We start from the raw sequence: 19,330 nt of genomic DNA on the forward strand, positions 1-19,330 counted from the left end.
CAGCGTCCCCTCTATTTCAGCAGGCGCAGGTCTTTGAACGCGTGGCGCAGTTCATCCGGTAGCATGTCGAGATCCACGCGCTGCTTCAAGATCTGCACCCGAAGCGGCTCCTTGCCACCGAAGGCTGTGGCCAGCCGGTCTGCGAAGTCGATTGCCAGGCGCTGGTGCACATCTTCGGGGTATTCTTCATTGAATACCGGATCCCTGAATGTTTCTCTGGCGTCGTTATCGATAACCAGGCACTCGGGACCTCGACTTCGCACGATCAATCCATGCCCGCCAGTAAAATACTCGAGCAAGTCGGGAGGCCCGGGCTTTTTCCGAACATCATAGCCATTGAGAAGGTAATAGGTCCAGCCAGAGGCATCGCCAGCTTTCGCGAAAACAAAATGTACGCCGCTACTATGTTCGTCGTTCGCTAAAGTGGAACACCCGGCGATTGCCTGCATGGACAACGGCTCGAAACGTATTTTTGCATGCTCATACCGTAATTCCATGAGCGGATCCCGAAGAATACGCGGTGGCGGTTGCGCCGACAGATTGCCGCTCGCGCTGATGAGCAAGGCTACGGTGACAAGCTGCTTATGGACGGTAGAAAACATGGGATGGCCTTTTCTTTCTATAGTTTGCGCCTGACCAAAAGTCGCGTTGTTTGAAATCCGAGATCCAGATTTTTCCATCGTACGCGGCGATATGGCCAGAAGGGCTTTCAGCTGAATGAGGCTGGATGACGACCACATCGCCTTTCATGGGAATGAAGGTGTCTGAATTTTCCACAACAAGACGATGAAAGCCGAGCCGCAGCAGTACGGGTCCCCAGTCTTTTGTATGGCCGGGGTGTGTTCCGTTTGTGGACGCGCCGCCAGCAGCCAAGGCCAGGCGGACATATTTGGCACACATCCCCTGACTGTACTGTTTCGCATTGTTCCGTAGGTGAGTGGTGTATGTTTCGACATCAACAGGCATGTCGATACCTACACGGTTCTGTTCTGCGCCAGATTCCACCCACCAACCGTGGACCCGCCACCACCACCGCTGATCTTCTGCTGGCTGTACTTCCAGCGCACCTTGGAGAACTTCAAACAGATGTTTTCCGCCAGCAGGGAGCCCGCCTCGATGCCCGGCGTCACCTGACCGATCAGCACGTTCTCCAGCTCGATCTCGAAGTACTTGATCGGCGTTCCATCGCCGTCGGCGCGCATGAATTCAAATTTGGCCTTCGGTATCGTCTTGCCGGTCGCGCAGGTTTGCATGAGGATGGGCGAAGACAGGTCGGCCAGCTTGTGGAACATGATGTCGTCAAGCTCGCAGCGCTCTGCGGTATGACCACCGCTGGAAGACGAACACGCCGAGCGGGGCTGCATGATGCCCCAGTGAACAGAGGAACACTCGATCCAGTCCTTGTGAGCGCTGTTCTGTGATTCGCCCTTGATGTCATCTATTTGCAGGTACACGTCGCTTGCCATAGTGCCTCCGAATATGATCGAGTGTTCAGTTCGCAATCATAGATAACGTGCACAGCGCCATTGCCTTCCCGGGCGAATCGATTGATGCCGTGCGCGTAAGTACAAGCTCCGGTAAAATAGTCGGTTGACGAAAACCGATCGAGGCAGGTATGAGGCAAAGTAACAACATCGTCGACAAGGTCGCATGCGAGAAAAGCAAGGCGAAGAGTGACGCGCTGCATATCAATCTGGCGATCACTTTCGTCTGCGCATACGCGCTCTGGGGCGGGCTGCAAGGATTGTCGCAGGGGTTCAACGGCGCGTGGGAGTACGGTTTGCTGGGCGTGGTCGGGCTGTACGGTGCACTGTATCGCTGGATTCGATTCATCGATCTCTACACGAACTGGGACATGTGACGCGCACGACGCGCACGCTCTCGATCGATGTCTGCCACGGTCTCTGCCGGGTCAATCCCGACAGCCAGGCGACAGTGAGCGACATATTCGTGTCATTTCCACCCCTTATTTGCCTCAAGACAAGCAGAATTTGCTAACCTGCTGGCGTGGACAGCAAACAGAAAACCGGATTGATCCTGACAGGGGGAGGAGCGCGCGCCGCCTATCAGGCCGGGGTTTTGCACGCCATCGCCCGCATCTTGCAGGAGGCCGGCCATCCGCCCGAGAAGATGCCGTTCGATATCATCTGCGGTACCTCGGCCGGCGCTCTGAATGCTGCCGCGCTGGCCTGCCGCGCCGATAACTTCGTCAGCGCCGTGCGCGGCTTGCTGGCGGTGTGGGAAAACGTCCAGGTCGGCGCCGTGTACCGGGCCGACTCGCTGTCGGTGCTGCGCTCGGGCGCGCGCTGGCTCTCGCTGCTGTCGTTCGGCTGGTTGCTGCGCCAGTGGCGCGCCGCGCCGCCCGCGTCCCTGCTCGATAACACGCCGCTGGCGGGCCTGCTGCATCGCGTGCTCGACCTGCCGCGCCTGGACGCCAATCTCGCCGACGGCAAGCTGCACGCGCTGGCGATCACCGCGTCGTCGTACAGCAGCGGCCATCACCTGACGTTTTACCAGAGCGCGGCCCGGGTCGAACCGTGGGTGCGCCATGGCCGTGTGGCGCTGGCCACGCAGATCGGCGTCGAGCACTTGCTGGCCTCGAGCGCCATTCCCTTCGTGTTTCCGGCCGTGCCGCTGTACCTGGCCGGGCGCCGCGAATTCTGCGGCGACGGCTCGATGCGCCAGGCGGCGCCGATCGCGCCGGCGATCCACCTGGGCGCCACGCGCGTGCTGGTCGTGGGCGCCGGGCGCGTGACCGAGCCGCGCGTGGACGATCCGGGCCAGGGCGGCTATCCGAGCCTGGCGCAGGTGGCGGGCCATGCGCTGTCATCGATTTTTCTCGATAGCCTGGCGGCCGACGTCGAGCGTCTCGAACGCGTGAACGACACGCTGGCGCGCATCCCGCCCGAAGCCCGCGCGCAGATGCCGCTGCGTGAAGTAAAACTGCTGATGATCTCGCCGTCCGAGCGGCTCGACGACATCGCGGCGCGCCACACATCGAGCCTGCCGGCGCCCGTGCGCACGCTGCTTGGCGCACTCGGCGCGCTTGAATCGCGCGGGGCGACGCTGGCGTCGTACCTGCTGTTCGAAGCCAGCTACACGCGCGAGCTGATTCGCCTTGGCGAGCACGATACCCTGGCGCGGCGCGGCGACGTACTGGCCTTCTTCGCGGAGTGACGGTGCTGCGGTCTTTCCTGATCCTGGCGCTGCTGGCGCTGACCATCGTGTTCGCACCGGTCGCGCGGGCCACGGCGCCCGAGCCGACGCTGCGCTTCGAGCACCTGTCGGTGCAGCACGGCCTGGCGCAAGAGTCGGTGCTGTCGATCCTGCAGGACCGCGATGGCTTCATGTGGTTCGGCACCCAGTCCGGCCTGTCGCGCTACGACGGCTACCGCTTCGTGAACTACCGCAGCGAGATCGGCAACCCGCGCAGCCTGGCCAGCAACTGGGTGCGCGTGATGCTGCGCGATCGCCACGGGCGCATGTGGCTTGGCACCGATGGCGGCCTGAATCGCTACGACCCGGCCACCCGCAGCTTTACACTGTACGCGCCGAACGAGCCGGCGCGGCGCGGGGCCGGCAACCGCCAGATCAAGACGATGATCAGCGATGGCCAGGACGGCCTGTGGATCGGCACGGCCGACGGCCTGCAGCACTTCGACATCGACACCGGCAAGTTCACGGTCTGGCACCACCTTCCAAAGGATCCGCGCACGCTACGCGACGATAATATCGACGCCCTGGCGCTGGGCGGCGACGGACGCCTGTGGATCGGCAGTGCGGCAGGCCTGGACAGTTTGAGTGCGGACCGCCTGCGCATCGAGCACCACGCATCTGATCTGGCCGGGCGCGACGTTCCGGTGCATGCGCTGCTGGTCGACAGCCAGCAGCGGTTGTGGGTAGGCCGTAACGGACGGCTCGAACGCCACGGCCCGGGCGGGCCGGGCCAGGGCGTGCTGCACCGCTTCGGGCCGGCCGACGGCATCGGCAGTGAATGGATCACTACCCTGCATCAGGATGCCGAAGGCACGGTGTGGGTGGGAACGCACGACGAAGGCCTGTACCGCTGGCGCGCGCAGGGAGACCGCTTCGACGCCTTCCGTCACGCTGTCGCCGACCGCCACAGCCTGGCCGACAATTATGTATCGGCGTTGTATCGCGACCGCGTGGGCACCTTCTGGGCCGGCACCTGGTACGGCGGGGTCTCTCGCGTGGACCTGGGCGGCGGCGGCTTCGCGCGCATCGTCGGGCGCCCCGGCGCACCCGATTCGCTGGCCGACAACAAGATCCGCGCGCTGCTGCAGGATGGTGACCACCTGTGGGTCGGCTCGGCCACCGCGCTGCACCGGTTCGATCCGGCCACCGGCAAGGCCGACGTGTACCGGCACCAGAAGGATAACCCGAACAGCCTGATCGACGTGCCGGCAGCGGCCATCGTGCGCGATCGCGCCGGCCTGCTGTGGATCGGTAGCCGTGGCGGCGTCACCAGCTTCGATCCGGCCACGCGGCGCTTCCGGCGCCAGGTGCTGCCTGGGGACGCCGACGCCAACCAGGTGCGCTCGATGCTGGTCGATCGCGACGACGCGATCTGGATCGGCACGCGCGGCGGCATGCACCGGCTGGCGGCCGGCACGCGCGCGGTGACGAGTTACCGGCACGACCCGGCCAGGTTCACCAGCCTGACCGACAACATCGTGCGGCCGATGCTGGAAGACCGGCACGGGCGTTTCTGGGTCGGGACGTTCTCGGGCCTGGAACTGCTGGACCGCGCCAGCGGGCGGTTCCGCCACTTCCGCCACGATCCGTTCGACCCGAACAGCATCAGCCACAACGAAGTGCAGTCGCTGCTCGAAGACAGCCGGGGCGATATCTGGATCGGCACCGGCGTGGGCCTGAACCGCATGGCCACGGGGCCGGACGGCACGCTGAGCTTCACACGCTACACCACGCGCGACGGCCTGGTCGACGATTCGGTGTCGGCCATCCTGGAAGACGCGGACGGGCGCATCTGGGCCAGCACCTCGAGCGGCATCTCGAGCTTCGACCCGGCCAGCGGACGCTGGCGCAGCTACAGGGCGGCCGACGGCATCAGCGAAGGCGCGTTCTTCGATTCGGCCGCGCTCAGGACGAGCGACGGCACCCTGTACTTCGGCGGCTTCAATGGGCTGACCGCGTTCGATCCGCGCGCGATCCATGACAACCGCATCCCGCCGCGCCCGGTGATCACCGGCCTGCAGGTGTTCAACCGGCCAGTGGAGCAGGTGTTTCCGGGCCTGCTGCCGGGACCGGTCGAGCATGCCAGCACCATCACGCTGCCGTCCGACGCCGCCGTGATCACGATCGAGTTTGCGGCGCTGCATTTCGCTGCGCCCGAGCGCAACCGCTTCGCCTACCGCCTTGATGGTTTCGATGCGGGCTGGGTCAATGCCGGCGCCGACAAGCGCTTTGCGACCTACACCAATCTCGATCCGGGCACCTATGTGTTCCGGGTGAGGGCGGCCAACAAGGACGATATCTGGAGCGAAGACGTGGCCGCGCTGGCCATCACGATCGAGCCGCCGCCGTGGGGCACCGCGTGGTTCCGGATCGGCTTGATCATGTCGATCTGCGCCGCGATCTACATCGGCATGCGCATCCGCTTTGCCAGCCTGCGCCGCCAGAAGGAGCGCCTGGAGCACCAGGTGAGCGCGCGCACCGAACAGGTCGAGCAGCAGAACCGCATGCTCGAGCACCAGACGCAGGAATTGCGCGAGCAGGAGCGGCGCGGCCGCCATCAGAGCAACGAGCTGGCGCGCGCCTACCGCGCCTTGCAGGACAACGAAGAGGTGCTGCGCCAGGCCAAGGAGCGCGCCGAAGATGCGACGCGCCAGAAGTCGGAATTTCTGGCCAATATGAGCCACGAGATGCGCACGCCTCTGGCCGGTGTAATCGGCATGCTGGGCTTCGCGCTGCGCGACCTGGCGCTGCGCGAGAACACGCGCGAGCAGATCCTGCGCGGCCAGGCCAATGCCCAGGCCCTGCTGGCGATCATCAACGACCTGCTCGACTTTTCGAAGATCGAGGCCGGCAAGCTGACGGTGGAGCGGATCGACTTCGACCTGCACGTCAAGATGCGCAACGTGGCCAGCCTGTTCCACGAGCAGGCGGCCATGATGGACCTGGAATTTTCGGTGCTGGTCGACGACAACGTGCCGCGCTACGTGGTGGGCGATCCGACGCGCGTGCGCCAGGTGCTGGTCAACCTGGTCGGCAATGCCTTCAAGTTCACCCGGGTGGGCGGCGTGACGATCCATGTGGCGTGCCGGCCGGGCGATCAGCATGGCGTGCACGAACACCATATGATCCGCTTCACGGTGCGCGACACCGGCATCGGCATCCCGGCCGCCGCCTTGCCGCGCCTGTTCCAGAAATTCGAGCAGGCCGACACCACCACCACGCGCCGCTACGGCGGCACGGGCCTGGGCCTGGCGATCTGCCGCCAGCTGGTCGAGCTGATGGGCGGGACCATCGGCGTCAACAGCGTCGAAGGCGAGGGCAGCGTGTTCTCGGTGCTGCTGCCGCTGCGCGACGGTATCGAGCCGGCCCACATCCCGCACGTGGCGCGCGCGCCGCACAGCCACCGGCTGGCGATCCTGTGCGCCGAGGATTTCCCGACCAACCAGATCATCGCGCGCCTGATGGTCGAAGAGATGGGCCATGCGATCGACATCGTGGACAACGGCGCCCTCGCGGTGGCCGCGTGCGCCCGCAAGCGCTACGACCTGGTGCTGATGGATGGGCGCATGCCGGAGATGGACGGCGCCAGCGCCACGCGCCTGATCCGCAGCGGCGGGCCGCACAACGCGCCGGTGCTCGACCAGCACGTGATGATCGTGGCGCTCACCGCCAACGCCAGCGGCGAAGACCGCGCCCGTTACCTGGCCTGCGGCATGGATGCGTTCCTGACCAAGCCGATCGACGAAGCGGCGCTGCACCTGCAACTGGCACGCGCCATCGAACGGCAGCTGCAGCGCGGGTTTTCCCTGCCGCTGATGGCAACGCAGCCGGTGGCCGCGCCGACGCCTGCATCCGTGCCAGCCGCACCCACACCGGCCGCTCTCGACGCGATGTTCGGCGTGCAGGCGTCGCCACGACCGGCCGCACCCGTCGACGCCCTGGCGCTTCGCTTGCGCACTGCATTCTGCAATGACCTGCCGCGCCGGCGCGCCGAACTGGGCGCCGCGCTGGCGAGCGATGACTACGAGGCCGCGGGCCGCATCCTGCATGGCCTGCGCGGCAGCGCTGCCTACCTGAGCGAGCCGGCGCTGGAAACGCTGTGCGGCGAGCTGGAAGCAGCCGCCGACAGGCAGGACGCGCAGCGCCTGCGCGCCGGCCTGCCGCAGCTGGCCGAATTTCTCGACACCTTCGAAACGGGGGCGCCGTCATGACACCTGCTTATAATGCAGGTCCGTGACGAAGCTGGTGGAGACGCGATGAAGGTGCTGGTGATCGACGACGACGTGGTGGCGCGCATGATGCTGCTGCATCTGGTGGACAGCTGCGGCAGCCATGCGATCGTCGAAGCCGACGATGGCGCCGACGCCTGGCGCCAGCTCGAACAGGGGCTGCGGCCCGACATCGTGTTCTGCGACCTGCGCATGCCGCACCTGTCCGGCCTCGAACTGCTGCAGCGCGTGCGCCAGGCCGCACCGCTGGCCGCGCTGCCGTTCGTGCTGGTCTCGGCGGCGTCCGACAGCGCCACGATGGACGAGGCGGCGCTGGCCGGCGCCAGCGGCTACATCGTCAAGCCGTTTCGCCAGGAGGACGTGCGGGCCCAGTTCGAGCGCCTCTTTCCACCGTTTGACGCGAACGACGAAGCGCCGGACGCCGTGGCGCGCCGGCTCGGCATCGACCTCGATCGCCTGCGCCTGTATCTCGATGGCCTGTTGCACCAGTTGCAGGCGGCGCAGGGCGGGGTGAGCGAAGGTGCGGGGCAACTGGCGCGCTTGCGTGAGGGCTGCGTCATGCTTGGCCTGCACGACGCCGCAGCGGCGCTCGATCGCCCTCCGCTGGCGGCAGGCCTGGCGTTGGCGCAGGTGGCGGTGGCGCGCCAGATCGCACGCGTGGCGGGTGCGTGAATTGGCGGCTTCCAATGGTTGATGCCGGCGGCATGACCGCGCGAGAAATCCGCTTGCCGGTGATTTGCTTTGGATTTAAAGTATCCCACGCTTGTTGCCAGGCCGGCGCTGCCGGCCGGCTGCTTCGTTTTTAGTCGGGATCACCATGAACGACGTCACGAAGACCCTCACCAATGTGGCCACTGAGGCCACTGAGGCAACGCTGTCCCTTTCGGGCCATACCGACGGCTTTGCGCGCGCGCACCTGCCGCCGCTTGACGCCTGGCCCGACTTCCTGTTCGACCTGCCCGAGCTGCAGTATCCCGCGCGCCTGAACTGCGCGAGCGAACTGCTGGACGGCGCCATCGCGCGCGGCTGGGGCGGGCGCACGGCGCTGATCGGCGCGCATGAACGCCTGACCTATGCGCAGTTGCTGGCGCAGGCCGACCGCGTCGCCCACGTGCTGCGCCACGACCTGGGCCTGCCCACCGGCAGCCGGGTGCTGGTGCGTGGCGCGAATTGCCCGATGATGGCGGCCTGCATCCTCGGCGCGATCAAGGCCGGCTGCATCGTGCTGCCAACAATGCCGCTGCTGCGCGCGCGCGAGCTGGGCGCCATCGCCGACAAGGCGCGCATCAACGCGGTGCTGTGCGCCGGTGGCCTGGTCGACGAAATCGACGCGCTCGGCCTGCGCATCCCGGTGCTGGTGTACGACGATCCGGCGCCCGACGCACTCGAAGAACGCATGGCCGGCTACGACGCCCCGTTCATCGCGGCCGATACCGCGCGCGATGACGTATGTCTGATCAGTTTTACGTCCGGCACCACCGGCATCCCCAAAGGTACCATGCACTTTCACCGCGACGTGCTGGCCGTGTGCGACTGCTTCCCGCGCCACACGCTCGGTGCACGTGCCGACGATATCTTCATCGGCACGCCGCCGCTGGCGTTCACGTTCGGACTGGGCGGCCTGCTGCTGTTTCCGCTGCGCGTGGGCGGCGCGGGCGTCCTGCTCGAACGCCTCACGCCCGAAACGCTGCTGGCGGCGATTGCCGACTACCGCGCCACCGTGTGCTTCACGGCGCCCACCTTTTACCGTCTGATGGCGGTGCAGGCGGCGCGCTTCGACCTGGCCAGTCTGCGCGCCAGCGTGTCGGCGGGCGAGCCGCTGCCGCTGGCCACGCGCGACGCCTGGGAGGCGGCGACGGGCCTGGCGATGATCGACGGGATCGGCGCGACCGAACTGCTGCACATCTTCATCGCCAGCGCGGGCGCGGCCATCCGCCCCGGCGCGACCGGCAAGCCAGTCGCTGGCTACCAGGCCTGCATCCTCGATGCCGAGGGCAGGCCCGTCGGCCCGGGCGTGACCGGGCGCCTGGCGGTGAAAGGCCCCACCGGTTGCCGCTACCTGGACGACGAGCGCCAGTTCGATTACGTGCAGGGTGGCTGGAACATCACGGGCGACGCCTACGAGATGGACGCCGACGGATATTTCTACTACCGCTCGCGCACAGACGATATGATCATCTCGGCCGGCTACAACATCGCCGGCGCCGAAGTGGAAGACGCGCTGCTGCACCATCCAGCGGTGGCCGAGTGCGGCGTCGTAGGGCGGCTCGACCCCGATCGCGGGCAGGTGGTCGAAGCCCACGTCGTGCTGCGCGCGGGGCAGGTGGGGTCGGACAATCTGGCGCACGAATTGCAAGAATTCGTGAAAGAACAGATCGCACCGTATAAATACCCGAGGGCCATTTTGTTCAAGGAACAACTGCCTCGCACCGAAACCGGTAAACTACAACGCTTTAAATTACGCACGAACGCAGATTGAGGAAAGCATGCAGGAAGTTGATGGACGTGAACAAGACCCAGCAATGGGCGGGGCAGCCGAGCTGGACATGGAAAGCCGCCTGACGGACGAACATCACCAATCGCTGCGCTTGTGGCTGCGCATGCTGTCGTGCACGACGCGCATCGAGAACGAAATCCGCAGCCGCCTGCGCACAACGTTCGACATCACGTTGCCGCGCTTCGACCTGATGGCGCAGCTCGAGCGTCATCCGGATGGCCTGCGCATGGGCGAACTGTCCAAGCGCATGATGGTCACCGGCGGCAATATCACCGGGATCACGGATCAGCTCGAGCGCGAGCAGCTGGTGGTGCGGGTGCAGGACGTGAACGACCGGCGCGCATCGGCCGTCAAGCTCACGCCGGCGGGGCGCGCGGCGTTCGACGAAATGGCGGCGGTGCACGAGCGCTGGATCGAAGAGATGCTGGCCGATGTGGCGCCGGAAGACAAGGCGACGATGATCGCGCTGCTGTCGACCATGAAGCGCAGTTTGCGGGTGGATGACGGGGTGTAGCCGGCATGTGCATCAAGGCACTGCCCTAAGCCGCTAGCGGCTGGTACAATTCGGCTCGCGTGTCGCCATAGTACAACGGATAGTACAAGGTCCTCCTAAGACTTAGATGCAGGTTCGATTCCTGCTGGCGACACCAGTCCTGCCTCGTTGTCCCGGATCTTCGTTCCCGCCTCCATCGCCGATGGGGAAAGAAATGAGGGCGCAAGCCGTTGAGTCGGTACAATGTGCCCCTTACTCAATCAACGCACCTTTTCCCCCCGCGCCAGGTTTTTTCTTCGCGCGACGAAACGCATACCGATCATGGCTGTCATCTCCATTAGTTCCGCTCAACTTGCTTTCGGCCACGTGCCGCTGCTCGACCACGCTGATTTCTCCCTCGAGACCGGCGAACGTGTCGGCCTCATCGGCCGCAACGGCACCGGCAAATCCTCGCTCCTGAAAGTCATCTCGGGCCGCTCGCGCCTGGACGATGGCTTGCTGGTCATGCAGCAGGGCGTGTCCATCGCCTATGTCGAGCAAGAGCCTGTGTTCGACCTGAGCATGAGCGTATTCGCCGTCGTCGCCGGCGGCATGGGCGACCAGCAGGCGATGCTGACCGAATACGAAGAGCTGACCGGCAAGTTCGGCCAGGGCGATGACGACGCGCTGATGGACCGCATGCACGTGCTGCAAACCAAGCTCGACGCGAACGACGGCTGGAACCTGGCGCACAAGGTCGAGACCACGCTCGATCGCCTGAACCTGGCCGGCGACGCCCTGATGGGCACGCTGTCGGGTGGTATGCAAAAGCGCGTCGCGCTGGCCGTGGCGCTGGTGTCGGCGCCGGACGTGCTGCTGCTCGACGAGCCGACCAACCACCTGGACTTCACGTCGATCAAATGGCTCGAGAGCCTGTTGCGCGAGTTCCGCGGTTCGGTCCTGTTCATCACCCACGATCGTAGTTTCCTGGACAACGTTGCCACCCGCATCATTGAACTCGACCGCGGCCGTCTGCTGTCGTTCCCGGGCAACTTCACCACCTATCAGGCGCGCAAGCAAGAGCTGCTGGCCAATGAAGAAGTGGAGAACGCCAAGTTCGATAAATTCCTCGCACAAGAAGAAGTGTGGATCCGCAAGGGCGTACAGGCACGCCGTACCCGCGACGAAGGCCGCGTGCGCCGGCTGGAGGCGTTGCGCGCGCAGCGTTCGGTGCGCCGCGACCAGCAGGGCCAGATCAAGCTCGACGTGGCCACGGGCGAACGCTCGGGCAAGATCGTCGCCGATCTCGAGAACATCTCGAAAATGTACGGCGAGAAGGTCATCGTCGACAACTTCACCGGTACGCTGATGCGCGGCGACAAGGTCGGCCTGATCGGCCCGAACGGCGCCGGCAAGACCACGCTGCTCAAGATCATCCTGGGCGAAGAAACCGCCGACAGCGGCAAAGTGCGCCTGGGTACCAAGCTCAATGTCGCGTACTTCGACCAGATGCGCACCCAGCTCAATGAAGAGGCCAGCCTGGCCGACACCATTGCGCCGGGCAGCGACTGGGTCGAGATCAATGGCCAGCGCCGTCACGTGATGACATACCTGAACGACTTCCTGTTCTCGCCGGAACGTGCGCGCTCGCCCGTCAAGTCGCTCTCCGGTGGCGAGCGCAACCGCCTGCTGCTGGCGCGCCTGTTCGCCAAGCCGGCCAATTGCCTGGTGCTCGATGAGCCGACCAACGACCTGGACATCGACACGCTCGAACTGCTTGAAGAGCTGCTGGAAGAGTACACCGGCACCGTGTTCCTGGTCAGCCACGATCGCACCTTCCTGGATAATGTCGTCACGCAAGTGATCGTCGCCGAAGGCGCCGGCAAGTGGCGCGAGTTCGTTGGTGGCTACACCGACTGGGAACGCGTCAAGGCGGCAACGCCAGTGGTCCAGGCGCCGGTCAAGACGAGCGCGCCGAAAGCGGACGACACGGCCGCGCCGGCCGCCAAGAAGGTCAAGCTGAGCTACAAGGAGCAGCGTGAACTGGAAGAATTGCCGAAGTTGATCGCCACGCTCGAAGATGAACAGTCCGCCATCACGGCGCAGCTGAACGGTCCTGATTTCTACAAGCAGAACCCGGCCGACGCCAAGCGCATCAATGCGCGCTTTGCCGAAATCGAAGACTTGCTGCTCGACGCGCTCGAGCGCTGGGAAACGATCGAAGCGCGCTCGCGCGGCGTGTGATTTGTAAGGGCAATGGCTGTGCGGAACGACTTGTATGACTGACCACCACGAATCGCGTACCGCACTGCCAGAGCACCCCGGTTCCGCGGCCCCCGTGGCCGGGGAGCCTTTCCTGACCCGCGCCGCCTGGGCGCGCATCCTGCCATTCGGCACCTATATCCTGTTCATCGCGCTCGGCGACCTGCTCGAGCGCATGGGCATGAGCCGCGCCGAGCTGCGCTGGCTGTATCCGGTGCAAGTCGGCGCCGTGCTGGCGCTGCTGGCCATCTGCTGGCGCCAGTACGACGAATTGCACCGGTTTGCCTTGCGCTTCACGCACACGCTCGTTGCCATCGGCGTCGGCGTGATCGTGCTGGTCTTGTGGGTCAATCTCGACCTGCCATGGATGACGATCGGCAGCTCGCCCGGCTACGATCCGCGCACGGATGGCGAGATCGACTGGCTGCTGGTGACGATCCGCATCGCCGGCGCCGCGCTGATTGTGCCCGTCATGGAAGAGTTGTTCTGGCGCTCTTTCTTGATGCGGTGGGTCGAACAGGCCAATTTCAAACTCGTTGATCCGGCGCGTATCGGATTCAAGGCTTTCGTGATCCCATGCGTGCTGTTCGGCTTTGAACACACGCTGTGGCTGGCCGGCATTGTGGCCGGCGTGGCCTACGGCGTGTTGTACATGCGGCACCGCAATCTGTGGTCGCCCATCCTGGCCCACGCTGTCACGAACGGATTGCTGGGCTTCTGGGTCGTCTGCACAGGAGGCTGGCAGTTCTGGTAATTCCTCCGGTAGCACGACCAGTGGAAAGACGACGAACATGCCAGCCTCCTCAGTGTTGCATCGCCTCCCGCCGGTCGCGCTACTCGCCGGTGCCTTCTGGCTGCCTTCAGCGGCAGCCGCCACGCCGCCAGAAGAAGGCATGCAACTCCTTGCCGGCATCGGCTGGGCTCACGACGACAACCTCCTGCGCCAGGTCGATGGCGCGCCCGCATTCGATGGCCAGCGCAGCGACAGCTATCGCACGCTCGAAGCCGGTGTGGTGTACAACAAACGCATCAGCCGCCAGCGCATCGCGGCCACGGCCAAAGTGTCGAAGGTCGCATTCGATCATTTCGACCAGCTCGACTACGACGGGCGTGATCTTCAAGCCACCTGGTTCTGGGACATCGGCAGCCAGTTCGAGGGCCATCTCAAGGGCTTGTCTATCCAGACACTCGCGCCGTACACCGACTTCAACAGCGACCAGCGCAACCTGCGCGAGCAGCGCCGCCAGGAATTCGACGCCGGCTGGAACATGCACCCGAGCTGGAAATTGCGCGTCGGCGCCGCGCGCGACAAGGCAAGCTACGAGCTGGCGATCCAGCGCTTCAACAATCGCACCGAAAAAACGTTCGAAACCGAGCTGTTGTATCAGCCCAGGACCGGCAGCGCGATCGGCCTGGTGGCGCGCCGGGTCAAGGGCAATTATCCGTACCGGCGCCCTTTCATCGGCAGTGTCCTGCTTGACGATTTCACCCAGGACGAACTCAAGCTGCGCGTGAACTGGCTGGCCTCCGGTGCCACGACCATCCAGGGCCTGGCCGGCTATGTGCGGCGCGAGCAGCCATCGTACGGTGAGGGCGCCACGAGCGGTGTCAACGGCCGCGTCAGCGCGTTCCATACGCCAGGCGGCAAGATCAGCTATAACGCGGCCGTGTGGCGCGAGTTCGCGCCCATCGAAAGCCCGTTCGTCAGCTACACGCTCAACAAGGGCGCCAGCATCGGCGCCTCCTGGTTTGCCAGCGCCAAGGTAACGGTCGAAGCCAACGCCATCTACGAGCGGCGCAGCTATACGGCGCGCGGCGACTTCGCCGGGGCCGACGCGCTGCGCGACGCGATCCGCTCGGCCAGTGTGCGCGCCGTGTGGCAGGTGCGGCCAAAGGTGCAGGTGGTGGCCGCCTGCGTCCACCAGGCGCGCAGCGGTTCGGCGCTGCTCGGCACCGGCAAGTTCGATGCCAACGTGGTGCAGGTCGGCGCCAACGTCCTGTTCTGACGACAATCCAGGCGACCGGGCGGCCCATGACGGTCAACGACATTCCGATCATTTCGTTTTTCCAGCGCGTGCTCGATCCCTTGATCGTGATGGGCGTGCTGTACCTCGCCACGCTGGTGTTCGGCCAACCGTTCTCGGGCTATTGCCTGGTGCTCATGGTGCTGGCGTTCTTTATCTCATCGGCCGTGTACCAGCACATTGACCCCTACCGCACCTGGCGCAGCGGCCGCATGCTGGCTTACGCGCGCGACACGCTGTTCGGCTGGTGCCTGACGCTGGCCGTGCTGTACTTCCTCGGCTCGGCCAGCGGCATGCGCTACTACTACGACGTGCGTGTGCTCCTGGCCTGGGCCATTGCCACACCGCTCATCATCGTGGCCAGTCACATCGCGGTGCGCGTGCGAAGCCGCCAGCGCGCAGGCAACGCGGGACACTCGGTACGGTCGATTGTCGTGGCCGGCGCCAACGACGTGGGCCTGAAGTTCGCCGACGTGTGCGAGCGGCATCCGAACCTGTTCATGCAGGTACAGGGTTTCTTCGATGACCGCGGCGCGGGGCGTCATCCCGAGGACCTGAACTATCCGATGCTGGGCCGCATGGCCGATATTCCCGGCTATGTGCGTCAACAGAATATCAAGATGATTTTCATCAGCCAGCCGGTATCGGCCCAGCCGCGCATGCGCGGCCTGATCGACGAATTGCAGGACACCACCGCCTCGGTCTATTTCCTGCCCGATGTGTATGTGTTCGACCTGATGCAGGCCCGTTTCGATACCGTGGGCGGCATGCCCGTGATCGCGATCAGCGAAACGCCGTTCATGGGGTTCAACAGCGTCATCAAGCGCGGCGTCGACCTGGTCGTCAGCGTGACCGCGCTGCTACTGCTGGCGCCGCTGATGGTGCTGATCGCCATTGCCATCAAGTTCGATTCGCCCGGTCCGGTACTGTTCCGGCAGCGCCGCTACGGGCTGTATGGTGAAGCGATCACCATTTATAAATTCCGTTCGATGTCGGTGACCGACGACGGGCCGCACATCGTCCAGGCGCACCAGGGTGATGCGCGCGTGACGCGCCTGGGACGGCTGCTGCGCCGCGGCTCGCTCGACGAGCTGCCACAGTTCATCAATGCGCTGCAAGGCCGGATGAGCGTGGTCGGGCCACGCCCGCACGCGGTGGCGCACAACGAGCTGTATCGCAAGCTCATCAAGGGCTACATGCTCAGGCACAAGGTCAAGCCGGGCATCACCGGCTGGGCCCAGGTCAATGGCTTGCGCGGGGAGACGGCCACGCTCGACAAGATGGAAGCGCGCATCCAGTACGACCTCGACTATCTGCGCAACTGGTCGCCGTGGCTCGATGTATGGATCATGCTCAAGACCGTGAAGGTGGTTTTTTCGCGGGAAAACGCGTATTGATTGCGCTGGCGCTAAGTCAGGCAGATTAGCCGCATTGCGAAGGAACCGATGGGTTGCAGGCGCGTCGAATCACATGTCGGGCATGTTCTGGCCGACCCGTCGCCGTCATCGCAGGCACTTCCATGGGAGCACACGTGGCCGATCTTTCTCGTATCTATGTTGCTGGTCATCGCGGCCTGGTCGGCTCGGCCATCGTGCGGGCGTTGCGGGCCAGGGGCCACGGCGCCATCGTCACGCGCAGCCATGCCGCGCTCGAACTGACCGACCAGGCGCAGGTGCGCGCATTCTTCGAAAGCGAACAGATCGACCAGGTCTACCTGGCAGCAGCCAGGGTCGGCGGCATCCACGCCAATCACCGCTATCCGGCCGAATTCATCTACGACAACATGATGGTGCAGGCCAATGTCGTGCATGCTGCCTGGCGCGCGGGCGTGAACAAATTGCTGTTCCTTGGTTCGTCCTGCATCTATCCGCGCATGGCGCCGCAGCCGATCCACGAAGACTACCTCATGAACGGCGTGCTCGAGCCGACCAACGAGCCCTATGCCATGGCGAAAATTGCCGGCATCAAGCTGTGCGAAAGCTACAACCGCCAGTACGGCACCGATTATCGCAGCGTGATGCCCACCAATCTGTATGGCCCGGGCGACAACTATCACCCCGAGAACAGCCATGTCATACCGGCCTTGCTGCGGCGGTTTCACGAGGCAAACGTGCGAACCGCACCCGAGGTCGTGATCTGGGGCAGCGGCAAGCCGATGCGCGAATTCCTGTATGTCGACGACATGGCGGCCGCCAGCATCCACGTCATGAATCTCCCGCACGCGGTGTACGCCGCGCACACCGATCCGATGCATTCGCACATCAATGTCGGCACCGGCCACGACGTCACCATCGCCGAACTGGCGCGCCTGGTCGGCGCCACCGTGGGCTACCGCGGTGCGATCGTGTTCGACGCCAGCAAACCGGACGGCACGCCGCGCAAATTACTCGACGTATCGCGGCTGTCGGCGCTGGGCTGGCGCGCGAGTACACCACTGGCCGAAGGCTTGCAGCGTGCGTATGCGGCGTTTCTTGGCGAGCAGGGGCCTGAGCGCGAACGGGAGCGCGAGGGGCTTGATGTGGACGCCGACGTGGCGCCCATGGAGACCATGCACCACGCGGCAGGCACGCGGTCCACCATGTCATGGAGACGCACTTGAACAACTTTCATTCGATCACTGGCGTGGCCTCGATGGCGTGGCCGGCGCAGCGCGCACTGTGCGCGATCCTTCTCATGGCAGGCCTGCTGCTGGCCGGCTGCAACCGCAACTCGCCCGACGAGCCGGCCAGACCGGGCCAGGCGCTGGCCAGCGTCAACGGCGAAGAAATCACCGTGCTGCAATTGAATGAAGAGATACAGCGCGCCGGTGTGCCGGCAATGCAGCAGGAGCGCGCGCGCAAGCAACTGCTGCAAGCACTCATCGATCGCACGCTGCTCGAGAGCGAAGCAGCGAAGCGCGACCTCGACCGCGATCCCAAGGTGATGCAGGCGGTTGCGCGCGCGCGCTCCCTGATCATCGCGCAAGCCTATATGCAGCAGCGCATTGGCGAGGCCGGGCGGCCCAGCCAGGCCGAAGTCGACGCCTATTTCAAGGCGCATCCGCAATTCTTTGCCAGCCGCCGCCAGTTCGCCATGGACCAGCTCATCATGCCGGCGTCGGCCGTCACGCCGGCACTGCGCACCACGTTCGACCGTTCCTCGTCGCTGGACGACGTGACGCAATTTCTCGACGCCCGCCAGATTGGCTACGGCCGCGCGCAGGTCACGCGCAGCACGGCCGACCTGAAACCCGAGGTTGCCGCCAAATTACTGGCGATGCCCAAGGGCCAGCTGTTCTACGTGCAAGAAGGCCCACGTGCGCTGCTCACCGCGCTGACCGGGGTGCGCGCCGCGCCCGTGTCGCTGGTCATCGCTGCGCCGCAGATCACAGAATATCTGGCTACCCGCAAGAGCCGCGAACTGGCCCAGGCAGAGATCGGGCGCCTGCGCGCGACGGCCGATATCGCCTACCTGAACAAGGACCTTGCGCCCGATGCGGCCACACCGGGCGGCAAGCCTGCGGCGGTCGCGTCGCTGGCCGGCGGGCCAGGCGCGCCCAGGGTCGCCGGGGCCGGTCCGCTGGCCACGGAGGCGACCGCTTCGGGCTCTGGTGCAGTGACAGCAACCAGGGCGGAAGCCGGCATGGAAACCCGCGCAGAAATGGGCGCAGAGACCGTCGCAAACGAGAGCAATGCCGACAAGGCGGCGCTCGAGCGCGGAGTGGCCGGTCTCAGGTAAGGCGCTCGAACTTTGCAACGTTAACCGATGCTGACGGAGGAATCATGAAGCGTGTCGTGACATGGATGGTGGGGCTGGTTTTCATCTTGGGCATGGGCGCGGCCGGTGCAGCGGAGGTGCTGCTGGGGCCGGGTGACGTGGTCAAGCTGTCGGTGTATGGCAGTCCCGACCTGTCGATTGAAACCCGCGTCAGTGAAAGCGGCCATCTCACGTTCCCGCTGCTGGGGCAGGTGGCCGTCGGTGGCATGCCGGTGGCTGGGGCCGAAAAAAAGATCGCAGGCTTGCTTGAAAAGGGCGGTTACATCAAGCAGGCCCAGGTGAATATGCTGGTAACAACCCTGGCGAGCCAGCAGATTTCGGTACTTGGTCATGTGAACCGACCTGGTCGCTATCCCGTCGAAGGGCGCCGCCGCGTGCTCGACATGCTGGCGCTGGCCGGTGGCATCCACAGCGAAGGCGGCGACATGATCAGCCTGGTACGCACCCGCGACGGCAAGACCACGCGCGAGGCCATCGACCTGGTCGACATGGTGCGCAGGGGCGAGCTCGACAAGGACGTCGAGGTTGCGGGTGGCGACATCATCTTTGTCGAACGGGCGCCGCGCGCTTATGTCGCCGGCGAAGTGACCCGCCCGGGGCCGTTTCGGCTCGAGCGTGGCATGACGGTCCAGCAGGCATTGTCGGCGGGCGGTGGCCTGAGCCCGCGCGGTAGCAGCAACGGCATCCGCATCACCCGCAAGGATGCCGGTGGCAATCCGGTGTCGCTGGACGCGAATGCGAGCGACGCGGTCCAGGTCGATGACGTGATCGTCGTGCGCGAAAGCTGGTTCTGAGCGGCTTCTCACGCGATGCGATGGCGGGCAGGCACCTGCCGGCATGGCGCCGGGTCGCCGCCGGTTCGCCTGCTCGTCGG

At 65.1% G+C, this 19,330-nt stretch carries 16 protein-coding genes and 1 tRNA gene; 14 read left to right on the forward strand and 3 right to left on the reverse strand.

Annotated elements, in window-relative coordinates; translation table 11 throughout:
- Nucleotides 1-11 precede the first annotated feature (11 nt).
- The 3 genes from AB2N08_RS17755 to AB2N08_RS17765 are packed head-to-tail and all read right to left on the reverse strand — an operon-like array spanning nucleotide 12 to nucleotide 1,466.
- On the reverse strand, nucleotides 12-602 hold the full coding sequence (locus AB2N08_RS17755) for a hypothetical protein (RefSeq protein WP_367612219.1): 591 nt from the start codon (nucleotides 600-602) through the stop codon (nucleotides 12-14).
- Nucleotides 583-966, reverse strand: a complete 384-nt coding sequence (locus tag AB2N08_RS17760) for a hypothetical protein (RefSeq protein WP_367612220.1) — start codon at nucleotides 964-966, stop codon at nucleotides 583-585. The genes AB2N08_RS17755 and AB2N08_RS17760 overlap by 20 nt, the downstream gene beginning before the upstream one ends.
- Nucleotides 967-974: 8 nt before the next feature.
- Complete coding sequence (locus AB2N08_RS17765) at nucleotides 975-1,466, reverse strand: Hcp family type VI secretion system effector (protein WP_367612221.1); 492 nt, start codon at nucleotides 1,464-1,466, stop codon at nucleotides 975-977.
- Nucleotides 1,467-1,615: 149 nt separating this feature from the next.
- Between AB2N08_RS17765 and AB2N08_RS17770 the strand changes: the two genes are divergently transcribed.
- The 14 genes from AB2N08_RS17770 to epsE all read left to right on the forward strand — a co-directional run bounded on the left by AB2N08_RS17770 (nucleotide 1,616) and on the right by epsE (nucleotide 19,250).
- Nucleotides 1,616-1,861, forward strand: a complete 246-nt coding sequence (locus AB2N08_RS17770; protein ID WP_367612222.1) for a hypothetical protein — start codon at nucleotides 1,616-1,618, stop codon at nucleotides 1,859-1,861.
- Between the two features lie 170 nt (nucleotides 1,862-2,031).
- The gene (locus AB2N08_RS17775; protein ID WP_370662434.1) at nucleotides 2,032-3,177 is read left to right on the forward strand and encodes a patatin-like phospholipase family protein; all 1,146 of its coding nucleotides are present in this window, start codon (nucleotides 2,032-2,034) and stop codon (nucleotides 3,175-3,177) included.
- A gap of 2 nt (nucleotides 3,178-3,179) precedes the next feature.
- Nucleotides 3,180-7,427 carry a hybrid sensor histidine kinase/response regulator gene (locus tag AB2N08_RS17780; RefSeq protein ID WP_367612224.1) on the forward strand — a complete coding sequence of 1,416 codons (4,248 nt, stop codon included), beginning with the start codon at nucleotides 3,180-3,182 and terminating at the stop codon, nucleotides 7,425-7,427.
- A 12-nt stretch (nucleotides 7,428-7,439) separates the two neighbouring features.
- Nucleotides 7,440-8,117: a response regulator gene (locus tag AB2N08_RS17785; RefSeq protein WP_367612225.1), complete on the forward strand. Its 678-nt coding sequence runs from the start codon at nucleotides 7,440-7,442 to the stop codon at nucleotides 8,115-8,117.
- A 145-nt stretch (nucleotides 8,118-8,262) separates the two neighbouring features.
- The gene (locus AB2N08_RS17790) at nucleotides 8,263-9,924 is read left to right on the forward strand and encodes an AMP-binding protein (RefSeq protein ID WP_367612226.1); all 1,662 of its coding nucleotides are present in this window, start codon (nucleotides 8,263-8,265) and stop codon (nucleotides 9,922-9,924) included.
- Between the two features lie 7 nt (nucleotides 9,925-9,931).
- A complete protein-coding gene (locus tag AB2N08_RS17795) occupies nucleotides 9,932-10,456 on the forward strand; it encodes a MarR family winged helix-turn-helix transcriptional regulator (protein WP_367612227.1) in 525 nt (174 codons plus the stop codon).
- Between the two features lie 61 nt (nucleotides 10,457-10,517).
- Nucleotides 10,518-10,592 (forward strand) — tRNA-Arg (locus AB2N08_RS17800).
- A gap of 164 nt (nucleotides 10,593-10,756) precedes the next feature.
- Nucleotides 10,757-12,658 carry an ATP-binding cassette domain-containing protein gene (locus tag AB2N08_RS17805; RefSeq protein WP_367612228.1) on the forward strand — a complete coding sequence of 634 codons (1,902 nt, stop codon included), beginning with the start codon at nucleotides 10,757-10,759 and terminating at the stop codon, nucleotides 12,656-12,658.
- Nucleotides 12,659-12,692: 34 nt separating this feature from the next.
- A complete protein-coding gene (locus AB2N08_RS17810) occupies nucleotides 12,693-13,430 on the forward strand; it encodes a CAAX prenyl protease-related protein (protein WP_367612229.1) in 738 nt (245 codons plus the stop codon).
- A 37-nt stretch (nucleotides 13,431-13,467) separates the two neighbouring features.
- Entirely contained in the window at nucleotides 13,468-14,682 is a 1,215-nt protein-coding gene (epsL, locus tag AB2N08_RS17815) for an XrtB/PEP-CTERM-associated polysaccharide biosynthesis outer membrane protein EpsL (protein ID WP_367612230.1), read from the forward strand.
- A 26-nt stretch (nucleotides 14,683-14,708) separates the two neighbouring features.
- Complete coding sequence (locus AB2N08_RS17820; protein WP_367612231.1) at nucleotides 14,709-16,097, forward strand: undecaprenyl-phosphate glucose phosphotransferase; 1,389 nt, start codon at nucleotides 14,709-14,711, stop codon at nucleotides 16,095-16,097.
- 122 nt (nucleotides 16,098-16,219) lie between these two features.
- Complete coding sequence (gene fcl / locus AB2N08_RS17825; protein WP_367612232.1) at nucleotides 16,220-17,299, forward strand: GDP-L-fucose synthase; 1,080 nt, start codon at nucleotides 16,220-16,222, stop codon at nucleotides 17,297-17,299.
- Complete coding sequence (locus AB2N08_RS17830) at nucleotides 17,296-18,417, forward strand: EpsD family peptidyl-prolyl cis-trans isomerase (protein WP_367612233.1); 1,122 nt, start codon at nucleotides 17,296-17,298, stop codon at nucleotides 18,415-18,417. The genes fcl and AB2N08_RS17830 overlap by 4 nt, the downstream gene beginning before the upstream one ends.
- Nucleotides 18,418-18,461: 44 nt before the next feature.
- Entirely contained in the window at nucleotides 18,462-19,250 is a 789-nt protein-coding gene (epsE, locus tag AB2N08_RS17835) for a polysaccharide export protein EpsE (protein ID WP_367612234.1), read from the forward strand.
- The last annotated feature ends 80 nt before the right edge of the window (nucleotides 19,251-19,330 follow it).

Source organism: Massilia aurea, assembly GCF_040790145.1.
In the GTDB taxonomy this organism is placed as follows: Bacteria; Pseudomonadota; Gammaproteobacteria; order Burkholderiales; family Burkholderiaceae_D; genus Telluria; species Telluria aurea_C.